The 12,330-nt window shown below is 75.2% G+C and carries 12 protein-coding genes; 4 read left to right on the forward strand and 8 right to left on the reverse strand.

Annotated features, from left to right (window positions below; translation table 11 throughout):
- Positions 1-10: 10 nt before the first annotated feature.
- The 5 genes from MLV88_RS07615 to MLV88_RS07635 all read right to left on the reverse strand — a co-directional run bounded on the left by MLV88_RS07615 (position 11) and on the right by MLV88_RS07635 (position 4,401).
- Positions 11-643, reverse strand: a complete 633-nt coding sequence (locus tag MLV88_RS07615; RefSeq protein WP_242337222.1) for a DUF6962 family protein — start codon at positions 641-643, stop codon at positions 11-13.
- A gap of 130 nt (positions 644-773) precedes the next feature.
- A complete protein-coding gene (locus MLV88_RS07620) occupies positions 774-1,202 on the reverse strand; it encodes a MaoC family dehydratase (protein WP_242337224.1) in 429 nt (142 codons plus the stop codon).
- 21 nt (positions 1,203-1,223) lie between these two features.
- Positions 1,224-2,447: an NAD(P)/FAD-dependent oxidoreductase gene (locus tag MLV88_RS07625; RefSeq protein WP_242337226.1), complete on the reverse strand. Its 1,224-nt coding sequence runs from the start codon at positions 2,445-2,447 to the stop codon at positions 1,224-1,226.
- A 16-nt stretch (positions 2,448-2,463) separates the two neighbouring features.
- Entirely contained in the window at positions 2,464-3,702 is a 1,239-nt protein-coding gene (locus tag MLV88_RS07630) for a flavin-containing monooxygenase (protein WP_242337228.1), read from the reverse strand.
- Between the two features lie 78 nt (positions 3,703-3,780).
- On the reverse strand, positions 3,781-4,401 hold the full coding sequence (locus MLV88_RS07635) for an OsmC family protein (RefSeq protein WP_242337230.1): 621 nt from the start codon (positions 4,399-4,401) through the stop codon (positions 3,781-3,783).
- Between the two features lie 273 nt (positions 4,402-4,674).
- Between MLV88_RS07635 and MLV88_RS24040 the strand changes: the two genes are divergently transcribed.
- On the forward strand, positions 4,675-6,645 hold the full coding sequence (locus tag MLV88_RS24040; RefSeq protein WP_279324217.1) for a sigma-54-dependent Fis family transcriptional regulator: 1,971 nt from the start codon (positions 4,675-4,677) through the stop codon (positions 6,643-6,645).
- Between the two features lie 106 nt (positions 6,646-6,751).
- Positions 6,752-7,171, forward strand: a complete 420-nt coding sequence (locus MLV88_RS07655; protein WP_242337232.1) for an antibiotic biosynthesis monooxygenase family protein — start codon at positions 6,752-6,754, stop codon at positions 7,169-7,171.
- Positions 7,172-7,222: 51 nt separating this feature from the next.
- On the opposite strand, the gene MLV88_RS07660 is transcribed toward MLV88_RS07655, so the two are convergent.
- Positions 7,223-8,359 (reverse strand): DUF4382 domain-containing protein, encoded by a 1,137-nt coding sequence (locus MLV88_RS07660; protein ID WP_242337234.1) that lies wholly within the window; start codon positions 8,357-8,359, stop codon positions 7,223-7,225.
- 189 nt (positions 8,360-8,548) lie between these two features.
- Between MLV88_RS07660 and MLV88_RS07665 the strand changes: the two genes are divergently transcribed.
- Entirely contained in the window at positions 8,549-9,655 is a 1,107-nt protein-coding gene (locus tag MLV88_RS07665) for a hotdog domain-containing protein (protein WP_242337236.1), read from the forward strand.
- 37 nt (positions 9,656-9,692) lie between these two features.
- Here the strand turns inward: MLV88_RS07665 and MLV88_RS07670 are convergent, their stop codons facing one another.
- Both MLV88_RS07670 and MLV88_RS07675 read right to left on the reverse strand, forming a co-directional pair.
- Positions 9,693-10,541 (reverse strand): DUF6544 family protein, encoded by an 849-nt coding sequence (locus MLV88_RS07670; protein ID WP_242337238.1) that lies wholly within the window; start codon positions 10,539-10,541, stop codon positions 9,693-9,695.
- A 137-nt stretch (positions 10,542-10,678) separates the two neighbouring features.
- Positions 10,679-11,842 carry a pyridoxal phosphate-dependent aminotransferase gene (locus tag MLV88_RS07675; RefSeq protein WP_242337240.1) on the reverse strand — a complete coding sequence of 388 codons (1,164 nt, stop codon included), beginning with the start codon at positions 11,840-11,842 and terminating at the stop codon, positions 10,679-10,681.
- A 98-nt stretch (positions 11,843-11,940) separates the two neighbouring features.
- Between MLV88_RS07675 and MLV88_RS07680 the strand changes: the two genes are divergently transcribed.
- Positions 11,941-12,195, forward strand: coding sequence for a hypothetical protein (locus tag MLV88_RS07680; protein WP_242337242.1), 255 nt, complete (start codon positions 11,941-11,943; stop codon positions 12,193-12,195).
- Positions 12,196-12,330: the final 135 nt, after the last annotated feature.

A 12,330-nucleotide genomic window follows, 5' to 3' on the forward strand; every position in this document is an offset into this window, starting at 1 on the left:
GCGGCGCCGATCAGGGCGTCGCCGCCGGGCGCGTCGCGAGCCGGGCGCCGCGGAAGACGAGGTACAGGCCCACCGCCTGGACGAGGTGGTAGAGGGCGTTGTGGTCGAAGTACCGCGGGTGGAGCGCGATGCGTCCCTGCTGGATGGCCGCCGCCACGAAGGTCAGCCCGAGGCCCCAGGCGCCGGCGCTCACGCGCGCCTCGGCGCGCCGGCCGGCGAGCAGGAAGGCCACGAGGAGGAAGAGCGCCGCCGGCAGGTAGAAGGCGATCGCCACGGCGAAGCGCCGCTCGCCCCCGAGGACCACGGCCGCGTAGAGGCCGAACGCCAGCGCGACCCCGCCCGTCAGCGCACGCGCGGCGCGGCGGCCGAGCACGAGCCGCGCCCCCGCGCCCCAGCCGGCCACCGCCCCGAGCCCGACGGCGAGCAGCGTCGCGCTCCACACGACCGCGCCGACCGAAGAGGTCTTGTCCGCCACGAACCCGTGCTCGATCGCGCCCAGCGCCGCCGCAGCGCCGAGCACCGCGAAGAACCCGGCGAACCACCGCCGTGCGCGCGCGCCGCCCTCCCTCGAGAGCAGCACCGCGAACGCGGCGCACTCGAGGGCGAGGCCGAGGTCGGTGAGCGTGACGTCCGGCTCGAGCACGATGCGATCTCCGGCGCCCGGCCCGCGGCGACGCCTGCGCTGGCGGCCACGGTACCACCTCACCCTCGGCGTCGGGGAGCTTCGGTTCCGCGCGGTGCGCGCGCGAGAGCCCCGAGACGCGAGGTCTTCTCTACAGCGGCACCGTGTAGCAGAGCGCCGTCCCCTCCAGCGCCACCACGCCGTCACCGCGCGTCACGGTGGTCCTGAGCTCGGTGATGGGCTTGTCTTCTCGCACCTTCAGCACCTCGACCGCGCCGGTGAGCGTGTCCCCCGGGCGCGCCGGGGCCTTGAAGCTCCAGTCCACGTGCAGGAAGACGGTCCCCGGCCCGGGCAGATCCTCGGCGACCACCGCGTTCAGGATCGCGCTCGTCACCCCGCCTTGCACGATGATCTCGCCGAAGCGCGAGGCGCGCGCGGCCGCCTCGTCGTAGTGGAGCGGGTTCCGGTCCCCGCTGATCGCCGTGAAACGCCGGATGTCCTCGGCTTCGACTCTCCGCCGACGCTCCGCCCGCTGACCGACGCGAGGAGCACCCTTCGGCCACGCTTCGCTCGTCGTCATCTCCGCCTCCTCTCGGACCTCTCAGCGACCTGCGATCCCGCCGGCGACGCCGAGAGCGGCAGACGGGCCCGTCGCGCCGCCGGAGGTCTCGTCGAGCGTGCCGAGCAGCTCCACCTCGCTCGCCATGTGGCGCGCGAGCAGCTTGTGCAACCCCTTCGCCTCCTCGAGGTCCCACTCGAACGAGGCGATGCGATCGGTGACCTCGAACAGCTCCACCGACGCCGCGTCTCGCGCCGTCTGGTAGCCGGCCAGCGCGGCCTCGGTGCCGCTCACCACCGCGCGCGCGAGCAGCTCCGCGTCACGCAGCGCGTCCGTGATCCCGTGGGCGGTGATCGGGTCCTTGAAGTACCCGGCGTCGCCGACGAGCGCCCAGCCCGGTCCCCACGCACGGCGCATGAAGCCAGGGATCCCGGGGAAGGGCTGGAGCCTCGCGTCGAGGCGGGCGCTTCGGAGCGCGGCGGCGAGCTCGGGCGCAGCCTCGGTGAGGACCTCCCGGTAGACGGCGTCCGCGCCTCCGGGCAGCGCGTCCAGGAGCCGCGGCCGCGGCAGCGCGGCGAATACGCAGGTGCGCCCGTCGCCGGTGGGGATGGCGCCGGCGCTCACGCCGGGGCGGTAGTACCAGTGATAGCCCTCCACCTCGAGACCCGACCAGTGCCCGTAGACCACTCCGCACGCGTGGCGGCCCGCGCGCTCGGTGGGGGCGCTCACGAGGCGGGCAGCTCTCGACCGCGCGCCGTCGGCGCCGATCACGATCGACGCCGCCACGCGCGCGCGGCTCCCGTCGAGCCCTTCGATCACCGCTCCCTCGACCCGCCCCGACGGGCCACGGACCACCTCCGCGAGCGCGGCGCCGTGGACCACCTGCGCGCCGGCGGCGCGGGCGGCGTCGACGAGGAGCGGGTCGAGCACCGTCCGCCGCGGCGCGTAGAGCGCATCCACGCCGTCGCGAGGCTTCACCGCGAACGGCAGCGCCTCGTGCCCGTAGTGGAACGTCGCGCTGCGAACGGCGGGGGTGCCCGTCGCGCGCAGCCGGTCGAGGAGCCCCCACCGCGCGAGCTGGAGCACGCCGCCGCGCATGAGGGCGTGGGTCGAGATCGTGTCGCTCCCCTCGCGATCCCGGTCCACCACCAGGACGCGCAGCCCCGCGCGGGCGAGCAGCATCGCGGTCGCGGCGCCGGCGCAGCGGGCCCCGACGACCAGCGCGTCGTACTCGGGGCGGATGAGGGAGGCGGTCGTGGTCGTCATGGTGTTCTCCTCTCCTTCAGGCGGCGGACCGGCGCGCGAGGCGCGTGGCCAGGTGATCCACGAGGACGGCGGCGTCCTTGCCCACGCCGTCGAGGAAGCTCGAGTTGCGGCGGCGCAGGAACTGGAGCCCGAGCACGTACAGCCCGGGCGCCGGGGTGACGCCGCCCGCGTGGCGGATCTCGCCGCGCTCGTCGAGCACCGGCACGCGCAGCCAGGGGTAGCTGCGGCGGTAGCCGGTGGCCCAGATCACCGTCCGGATCCCGTCCGCGCGCAGGTCGATCGCGCGCGGGGCAGGGGGCGGTGAGATGGCGCGGATGGGCTCCGGCGGCGGAACCGCCGCCGCGCCGCTCTGCGCGACGTGGGCCTCGATCCGCCCGAGGAGCCGCGCGAGGCGCCGCTCCGCCGCCGCGATCGTCTCGTCCAGGTCCTCGGCGAGGAGCACGCGGCCGCCCTCGACGCCCTGGACCCGTCCGACGAGCCGGACGCCCTCGTCGAGGAGCACGCCGAGATCGAGCGTGCGATGGTCGGGGCGGCCGACGAGCTGGAGGGACGGCTGGCGGCGGGCCGCCTCGAGGTCCGCCACGGCGTCCGCGCCCTCGTCGAGGATGCCCGTCGCGTCGAGCCACTCCATCACGTCGCGGCCGCGGTAGCGCCGGGGCAGCCGGACGTGCCTGCCCACCGCGAGCGTCACCGGCCGGCCGGAGCGGTGGAGCTCGTCCGCGAGCTGGAGGCCGGTCGCGGACGCGCCCACCACGAGGACTCCGCCGGCGGGCAGGGCCCGGGGGTTCCGGTAGCGCGCCGGGACGAGCTGGACGACGTCCGCGGGGAGCTCTGCCGCGAGCGGTGGGACGTGGGCCCGGTCGCAGTGACCGGTGGCGACGATGACGCTCCGGGCGCGCCACGCGCCGCGATCGGCCGTCACCCGGTAGCCGTCGCCGTCGCGCTCGACCGCGTGGACGGCGACGCCCGCCTCGACCGGCGCCGCGAAGGAGCGCGCGTACGCCTCGAGGTACCCGATCACCTCGCGCCGGGACATGAACCCGTCCGGATCGGGGCCGCGGTAGGAGAAGCCCGGGAGCCGCGACTGCCAGCGGGGGGTGAGCAGCCGGAGCGAGTCCCAGCGCTCCGAGCGCCAGCGCTCGCCGACGCGCCCGCGCTCCAGGACCGTATGATCCACGCCGCGCGCCTGGAGGCAGCGGCTCGCGGCGAGACCTGCCTGCCCACCTCCGACGACGACCACGTCCGTGCGCTTCATGGCATCTCCCCGAGGAGCGTGGCGGGAGGCCGCCGGCGGGCGCGCGTCGCGCGTCGGCCGGCGGTCCCCATCGGCACTTCACGCTGCGTTCACCGAGACCGCGACCGGGACGCCGTTCGTCAGCACGTCGTAGACCGCCGAGCGGGCCCGCGACTGCGCGACGATCTCCTCGAGCTTCGCCGCCGGCGCGTCGCCCTTGATCCGGAAGCTCACGCGGAGCTGGCGGTAGCCGTTGCGGACCTCCGCCGAGAGCCCGAGGATCCCACGCAGGTCGATGTCGCCCTCGACGGTGGACTCGACCTCGTAGAGGGTCACGCCGCGCGCCGCGGCGATGTTGGCGATCCCTGCCGTGAGGCAGGCCGCGATCGCGTGGAGCAGGAACTCGACCGGGGTCGGCCCCTGGTCGCGCCCGGTGAGGACGGCCGGGTGATCGGCGTCGTAGCTGAACTCGCGCGCGTGCGCGTGCTCGCCGCCCGCGCCGCTGAACCCTTCGATGCGGGTCCGGCTGTGGGTGCCCTGCTGCCAGTGGTTCGTCGCCCGGAACTGGAAGCTCCCGAGCTCGGGCTGCTGCTTCACCGCCCCGATGGTCGCGAAGAGCGTCGGCGTGTCCACGCCGTTCATCGGCACGGGCGTGCGGGAAGGCCGCTTCATCGTCGTGGCGGTCTGCGTCGTGGGGGTCTGCATCGTGGGCGTCTCCATCGTCGTTCTCCGTCGCCCGGTGGACCGGCCATCGGTCTCGCTCGCTGGGCACGGAGGGGAATCGCAGGCGCCGTGCCACGCCGGACTCCGGACCGACACCACGGGAATCCGCTGGGTTCCGGGCGTGGCCGGCCCGGCGGGGTCGCGGCGAGACCTCGTCGTGGACGAGATCTCGCCGCGCACCGCGACGGGCTTTCATCCGGGCGCGCCGCCTCGGCCTCGCTATGTTCCGGGCGCGGCGCGGCGCCGCGGACCGTCGCCGCGGAGCCGGACATGGAGCACGGGATCGGGGAGCGGCGGATCGACGAGGAGCTCGCCCTGCGCGCCGTCGTCGAGGGGACCGCCTCGGCGACGGGGCAGGAGTTCTACCGGGCGCTCGTCAGGAACCTCGCGCGCGCCCTCGACACCTGCGGCGCATGGCTCACCGAGTACGACGAGCGCCGCAGGTGGCTGCGCGCGCTCGCGTTCTGGTTCGACGGGCGATGGGTGGAGGGCCACGAGTACGTGATCGCCGGCACGGCGTGCGAGACGGCGGTGCGCGAGCGACGCGTCGTCCACGTCCCCGATCGCGTGACCGAGCTGTACCCCGAGGTGAAGTCCCCCCTCCCCGGGGCCGTGAGCTACCTCGGCGTTCCCCTCCTCGACCCCGACGACCGCGTGCTCGGCCACCTGGCGGTCGTGGACACCCGGCCCATGCCCGCCGAGAAGCGGCTCCTCCCGCTCTTCCGGATCTTCGCGAACCGCGCGCTCGCGGAGATGCGGCGCGTCCGCGTCGAGCAGGATCTGCGCGAGCGCCAGGAGAAGCTCGCCGGGCTCATCGGCAGCGCGATGGACGGGATCGTGGAGCTCGACGGAGACCTGTGCATCACGCTCATGAACGCCGCCGCCGAGAAGGTGTTCGGCTGCGCCGCCGGCGGGCTGCACGGGCGGCCGGCGGACGAGCTCCTGGGCGGCCCCGCGACGGCGAGGCTCCGCGCGCTGACCGGCGAGCTCGAGCGGCGAACGGGCGGCGAGCGCGCCCTGTGGATCCCGGGCGACCTCGTGGCCGAGCCGCCGGGGCGGAAGCCCTTCCCGGCCGAGGCGACGCTCTCGCGGTTCGAGGTGCGGGGGCGGCCGTTCTACACGCTCATCCTGAGGAACGTGGACGAGCGCCTCGAGGCGGAGCGGAGGATCCGCGCGCTGAGCGCGGAGGCGGCCTACCTCCGCGAGGAGCTCGCGGCCGAGCACGGGTTCCACGAGATCGTGGGCAGGAGCCCGGCGCTGCGCCGGGCGCTCCAGGGCGTCGCGCAGGTCGCGGCGACGGACGCGACGGTGCTCCTCCTCGGCGAGACGGGCACCGGCAAGGAGCTCTTCGCCCGGGCCATCCACGAGCGGAGCGCCCGGCGCGGCCGTCCCCTCGTGAAGGTGAACTGCGCGGCGATCCCCGCCACCCTCATCGAGAGCGAGTTCTTCGGGCACGAGCGCGGCGCGTTCACCGGCGCGACGCAGCGGCGGGACGGCCGGTTCGTGCTCGCCGACGGCGGGACGATCTTCCTCGACGAGATCGGCGAGCTCCCCCTGGAGCTGCAGGGCAAGCTCCTGCGGGTCCTGCAGGAGGGAGAGCTCGAGCCGGTGGGGAGCTCGCGCACGCGCAAGGTGGACGTGCGCGTCATCGCCGCGACGAACCGGGACCTGGAGCGGTCCGCCCGCGAGGGCGGGTTCCGGCAGGATCTCTTCTACCGGCTGAGCGTCTTCCCGCTCCCGCTCCCGCCGCTGCGCGAGCGCGGTGACGACGTCGTGCTGCTCGCCGCAGCGATGGCGGAGCAGCTCGCCCGCGGCCTCGGGCGGAGCATCGCCCCGCCCGACGCGGCGGACGCCGCCGCCCTCAGGTCGTATCCCTGGCCCGGGAACGTGCGGGAGCTGCGGAACGTGATCGAGCGGGCGATCATCACCTCCCCCGACGGCCGGCTCCACCTGGACCGGGCGCTGCCCGAGCCGGACGTCGCGACGCCGTCGAGCGGCGCGGCGGCGCCGGAGCGGGTCGACGGCGAGGTCCTGACCGACCAGCGCGTGCGCGCGATCGAGCGCGGGAACATGATCGCCGCGCTCGAGCGGTCCGGCTGGCGCGTCGGGGGCAGGGGCGGCGCCGCGTCGCTCCTCGGCGTGAGCCCCTCCACGCTCAAGTCCCGCATGAAGGCGCTCGAGATCGCCCGCCCCGACGAGCGGGGCGCTCCGGCCTCCGAGACGGGTCGTCACCCGGTGTGACGAAAGAGGGGCAGCGCGCGGTCCGTGCGTGCACCCGAGAGGCGTGGGTGCACGGCCCTCGGCCGCGACATGATCGCGCGCGCTCGTCCACCGAAGGAGGCCCGCCGTGCGCGCCATCTCCCTCTCGCTGCTGCTCCTCGCGATCTCCTGCGCGGCCCCGGCTGCGCGGCCCGCTCCGAAGGCCGGGCTGGGCGCCGCCGCTCCGGCCGGCGCCCGCGTCGCCCGCGTCTGGCACGGCCGCACCCCTGCCGCCCGCGCCGACGAGTACGCGGCGTACGCCTCCGAGGCGGTCCGGAAGTTCCGCCAGATCCCGGGAAACCTCGGCTACGCCATGTACCGGGAGGACGGACCTTCGGAGTCGCACTTCATGGTCGTGAGCTACTGGGCGTCGCGCGAGGCCATCCACGCGTACGCGGGGGAGGACATCTCGCGAACGCGCGCGCTGCCGCGCGACGCGGAGTTCCTCATCGACCCGGAGCCCACCGTGCACAACTACGACATCGTCGCCGCCGACCCGGCGCCGTGACGCACGGAGGGGCCCGCGCCGGATCCGGCGCGAGCCCCCGTCCGCTCCACCCTATGGCAGGACGAGATCGGCGGTGGCCGTCCCGGCCGCCGGGACGCTGGCGCTCACGGGCGCGCTCACCGTGACCGTCTCGTTGCCGTCGGCGTCCACGGTCCGGCGGCTGGCGAGGACCGTGTAAGCCGCCGCGGGCAGGGACGAGACGGAGTAGCTCTCCACCCCGCCGGCGACCGCGCCGGGCGCCGTGCGCACGATGAGCTCCCTGGGCGAGCCGCCCGCGTCGAGGCTCTGGCGCACCTCCACCTCGTCGGCCTGCGACACGCTCGCGGCGGGCGAGATGCCGCCCGAGAGCGTCCCCACCTGCGAGGCCTGCTCGAACGCCGCGTCCCAGGCCACGACGGCCGTCGGCCCCGTGATCGCGATCGCGCCGCTCGCACGCGGCGCGTACGCCGCCGCCCCGACCACCGGCTGGCTCACGACGTAGTAGGTCCCGCCCGCGTCCAGCAGATCGAGGACGTACGTTCCGTCGGCGCCGGTGAGCGCGGCGCGCACGATCGAGGGCTGGCCCGTCGCGGACAGCGCCTGCGCGGTGACGAGCACGCCGGGGAGGCCCGCGCCGCTCGCGGCGTCGGTGAGCTTGCCTTCGACCGCTCCGGTCGCGAGCACGTCCACGGCGCGCACGGTGGGCCGCAGGATGAACTTCTCCGAGGCCCCCGTCTCGTGGACGAAGACCGACCGGTGGGCGTCGAGGTCGACGACGACGTCGCGGGTGGTGTTCGGCGCGACCTCGAAGTTCACGGTGAGCTTCACGCCCGACTGCTGGCCGGACGGGACGGTGAGGTCGTGGACGCTTCCGTCCGCGAGCGTGACCGTGTTCCGGGGGCCGAGCACGAGGCGCAGCTGCGTGTACCTGCCGGCGGGGATGGTCGCGCCGTCGACGAGCGTGGCGCTCACGCCGCCGGTGAGGGAGAGGAGATCGACCTGGGCGTCGGGCGTGCCGAGCACGATCCAGTCACCGCCGTCGGCGTGGATCTCCACCCGCCGGACCTCGAGGTCGAGCGCCTGATAATCGCCGGGCGCGTCGACCAGGCGCACGCGGACCGCGCCGCTGCCGCTGCTCGAGCCGCAGGCGGAGAGCGCGCTGACGAGCGCAGCCACGACTCCGAGCTTCCAGAACTTTCGAGACGACATCGTCTGTGTGCCTCCTGGCCTGTGTGTGAGCGAAGGTGCGTCCGAACTGGCGCTCGCCCGCCCGAAGCAACATGCGGCGAGCCGACAAATTCGCGTGTCCCTCGATGGGCCCGTGCGCCCGCCCGGTCGCATCCATCAGGTTCGGGCCGCGCGCGCTGCGGGGCGAGGCGAGCCATGATGGAGAGCGACATGACCCCCAAGGACACGGATCTCGCCCTGACGCTGCCCCTCTCCCGGGAGCCGTCCCTGAAGCGCCGCTACAAGGTCGTGGACGAGCCGCTCCACGGCAACCTGCGCTTCGGGCTGCTCCTTGAGGTCCTCGACAAGCTCGCCGAGGAGGCTGCGCTCGCGTACGCGCGGCGCGCCCACCCGCAGGCGCGGGTCGTCACGGCGGCGGTGGACAACATCCTCGTGCGGAACCCGGCCGACGTGGAGCGCGACCTCGACCTCGTCGCGCGGGTGAACCACGTCGGCCGGACCTCCATGGAGGTGGGCATCCGCGTGACGCAGCCGGGCCTCGCGGGCGAGGCGCCGCTCCACGTCGCCTCCTGCTACTTCACGATGGTCGCCCGGATCGGCGAGGGCGACGAGGCGAAGAGCGTGCCGCTGCCGCCGCTCGACTACGAGGACGAGCTCACGCGGCGCCGGGCGCGCCGCGCGGAGGAGCGCCGGGACGAGTACCGGCGCTACGTCGCGGCCTCGCAGGAGCCGCCGAGCCACGAGGAGTTCGAGCTGCTCGACCGGCTCCACCGGGAGCAGGAGCGGCCCGGGTTCACCGGGCTCCTCTCCGCGCGGCTCGTCACCGACGCCTGGGAGCGCATGTTCCCCGAGCAGGAGAACGTGCCCCGGAAGATCTTCGGCGGCTACCTCATGCGCCGCGCCTACGAGCTCTCCTCGATCTGCGCGGAGCTCGCGGCGCCGGATCGGCCGGTGCTGGCGGCCGTGAACCGGGTGAACTTCCTGAACCCCGTGCGGCTCGGCGACACGCTGCACTTCTCCAGCCGCGTCGTGCACACGGCGGGGAGCCTCGTGTCGGTGGAGGCCAGCATCGAGCGGCGGAGCCGCGACCGGAGCGTGCGCGCGATCTCGAACTCGTGCCTGTTCACGTTCGTGAACGTGGACCGCGAGATGTGCCAGCGCGACGTGCCGCCCGTCTACCCGACCACGTTCGGCGAGGACGCCCGCCTCCTCGCGGCGCGGAGACAGCAGCTCGCCCTCTCTCGCCACGCGGGGCGGGGGTGGATCGCCGGCGCCCGCGAGCGCGGGCCGGCGGCGGACGGCCGTCAGACCGAGTGACCCCGGCGCGAGCCGCCGGACTCGCGGCGCGCGGCCCTCAGCCCGGGAACGCCTCGGGCCGATCGAGCTCGAGCTCGTCGACGGAGAACCGGGCGTACGGCTCCGTGCGCCCCCTCACGTGCCAGGAGGCCTCGAGCCGGAACGGCACCCGCATCCCGTCGATCACGCGATAGCCGCTGCACTCGCCGGTCCAGGGCGTGAGCACCGGCTCGCCGTCCACGTCGCGGTAGCGCTCTGCGGTGATGCGGGAGGGGACACCGTTCGCGTCGAAGTGGAAGTCGACGGCGACCTCGAGGCCGCGGACGCGCAGGATCGCCCGCGCCCGCGTGTCGTCGATGGGCGCCCACCGCACGTGGCGCGCGTCCAGGAAGGCGGTCGGGAACCAGACCATCTCCGCGAGGAGCCGCTGCAGCGAGGCCTCGCCCACCTCGCGGCCCCGCACGTCGGCGAGCTTCCAGCACGACGCGAGCATGATCCGCATGCCCCCCTCGCCCGCGAGCGAGCGATCGCGCGCGTCGATCCAGAGCCCGGCCCCCGTGCGCACGCGGCCCCACCAGACGAAGCCGGGCGGATCGCTCGCGAAGTACTGCACTCCGCGGATCGCGAGCCACGGACGGTCGAAGCGCGGCCGGAAGGTGCCTCCGTGGCGGAGACGCGCGGCGCGGACCGGCGCGTGGCTCGCCGCGCCGGACGCCTCCGCGTACCGCCGAACCGGCGGCGGCAGCGCCTCGAGCGCGGTGCGCCGCTCCGGCCCCGAGCTCTCCTGCGTCCAGAGCGCGTGCGCCTCGCGCGCGATGCGCCGGTTGAAGCGCTTCCCCTGCACAGCCACCACGAGCCCCAGCCCTCCGGCGGCGAGCGCGGCGATCCCCATCGACCTGCGCAACATGCTCTGGCTCCTCTCCCCGGCATGCTCTCCGATCGCTCGGCGCGCCGCACGGTCGCCTTCTGGAGTGAGCCGTGGTGAGGAACCTGAGCGGAGCGCGGGCGCCGGCGCGGAAGACCGCTCCGCACGGGGCGGGGCGCTCAGCGCCCGAGCACCGCGCTCAGCCGGGCGAGCGCGTCGGCGAGCGCGTCCGGAGGCACGGCCGTGAAGCAGAGCCGCACCCAGCTCTCGTAGTCCCGCCCGCACGCCGGCCCGGGCGTGAGGAGCACGCCCGCCTCCAGGCACCGCTCCAGGAAGCCGGGCAGCCCTTCACCCGGCGCGAACGCCTTCGCCGCATCGAAGAAGAGGAACGTCCCCGCCTCGGGGGGCGGGATGCCGACGGCGGCCGCGGCGGCGCGACCGGCGGCGGCGTACGCGGCGCGGGCCTCGGCGAGCCAGGCGTCGCCCCCGTCGAGCGCGGCGGCCGCGGCGAACTGCATGGGACGCGCGGCGCAGTAGCTCTCGTGGAACTGGAGCGCCCGTATGGCGCGCATCGCCTCTGGCGGGCCGTGGGTGTAGCCGATGCGCGCCCCGGCGAGCGCGTGGCTCTTCGAGAGCGTGTGGGTGACGACGGTGCGCCCCGCGAGGTCGGGGCGGCGCCACAGCGGCCGGTGCTCCCCGGCGTGCACCAGGTCCTCGTAGGCCTCGTCCGCGATCACCCACAGGTCGTGCCGGCGCGCCACTGCCGCGATGGCCTCGGCGACGGCGTCGGGGAGCAGCCGCCCGGTGGGGTTGTTGGGGGCGTTCACGTAGATGGCCGCGGTGCGCGGCCCGATCGCCCGCTCGAGCGCGGCCTCCGGATCGAAGCCCGGCTCCGCGAAGCGCGTGAAGAACGGGACCTCCACGCTGGTGCACCCGTGGGAGATGGCGATCCCGCGGATGAGCGGCCAGAACGGGGACGGCACGACGAGCTCGTCGCCGGGCGAGAGGAGCGCCCCGACCACGATGGCGAGCCCGGTGGTCGCGCCGGGCATCACCTGCAGGCAGGCCGGATCCACCTCGACGCCGTGGCGCGACGCGAGCCGGCGGAGGATCGCGGCGAGCAGCGCGGGCTCTCCCTGGACCGGAGCGTAGCCGTGGAGCCGCGGGTGCGCGTCGGCGCGCTGCGCCTCGGCGCGCGCGGCGGGGAGCGGATCGAGCCACGTGTCGCCGACGTGGAGGGGATGGACCGGCCCGGGCCGCTCGCGCGCCCGGGCGGCGAGCGCGCTGTAGACGTCGTGGGACAGGCTGGCGACGACTGGGGCGACGCGGGGGTGGCGCGGCATCGGGCTCCTCGGGCGCGTTTCCACTCCCATACACCGGCGGACGCACCGGCGCGCGGGCCCTTGCGCGCAGAGGCACGCCCGTCGATCATCCGCGACGCATGGGCATCGGCCGCGTCGAGCTCCTCGTCGTCCTCCTCACCGCGCTCGCGGCGATCTCGGTCGCCTGGTTCGCCCGGAGCGGGCGCTGGCGCCAGCGCCGATTCGTCCCGCTCACGATCGCCTTGCTCAGCGCGTACGCGCTCCTCGCCCGCCGGCTCGGCTGGGGCGAGCTGCTCGTGCTGGCGGTGCTCGTCGTTCCGCTCGTGTTCCTCCCCGCGCGCCTCGTCCGCCCGGGCAGCGGCTCCCGCGGCTGACGCGCTGGATCTCCGCGAGCGCCGCGGGCCCCGCCGCGCCGGCGTCGCGCGCATCTCCCGTTCGGGCGACGCTCCGCCGAGCTACGTGAGACCCCGCCGCCCCCTCAGGAGTTGCGGCACCTCGGCGCGAGCCGT

The organism is Anaeromyxobacter soli (assembly GCF_022808855.1).
Taxonomy (GTDB): Bacteria; Myxococcota; Myxococcia; order Myxococcales; family Anaeromyxobacteraceae; genus Anaeromyxobacter; species Anaeromyxobacter soli.

What these genes read in the sequence shown, in the direction of transcription:
- MLV88_RS07620 (WP_242337224.1), bottom strand. Translation starts at nt 1,202, where the DNA reads ATGACGACGAGCGAAGCGTGGCCGAAGGGTGCTCCTCGCGTCGGTCAG.
- MLV88_RS07625 (WP_242337226.1), bottom strand. Translation starts at nt 2,447, where the DNA reads ATGACGACCACGACCGCCTCCCTCATCCGCCCCGAGTACGACGCGCTG.
- MLV88_RS07630 (WP_242337228.1), bottom strand. Translation starts at nt 3,702, where the DNA reads ATGAAGCGCACGGACGTGGTCGTCGTCGGAGGTGGGCAGGCAGGTCTC.
- MLV88_RS07635 (WP_242337230.1), bottom strand. Translation starts at nt 4,401, where the DNA reads ATGGAGACGCCCACGATGCAGACCCCCACGACGCAGACCGCCACGACG.
- MLV88_RS24040 (WP_279324217.1), top strand. Translation starts at nt 4,675, where the DNA reads ATGGAGCACGGGATCGGGGAGCGGCGGATCGACGAGGAGCTCGCCCTG.
- MLV88_RS07660 (WP_242337234.1), bottom strand. Translation starts at nt 8,359, where the DNA reads ATGTCGTCTCGAAAGTTCTGGAAGCTCGGAGTCGTGGCTGCGCTCGTC.
- MLV88_RS07665 (WP_242337236.1), top strand. Translation starts at nt 8,549, where the DNA reads ATGACCCCCAAGGACACGGATCTCGCCCTGACGCTGCCCCTCTCCCGG.
- MLV88_RS07670 (WP_242337238.1), bottom strand. Translation starts at nt 10,541, where the DNA reads ATGTTGCGCAGGTCGATGGGGATCGCCGCGCTCGCCGCCGGAGGGCTG.
- MLV88_RS07675 (WP_242337240.1), bottom strand. Translation starts at nt 11,842, where the DNA reads ATGCCGCGCCACCCCCGCGTCGCCCCAGTCGTCGCCAGCCTGTCCCAC.
- MLV88_RS07680 (WP_242337242.1), top strand. Translation starts at nt 11,941, where the DNA reads ATGGGCATCGGCCGCGTCGAGCTCCTCGTCGTCCTCCTCACCGCGCTC.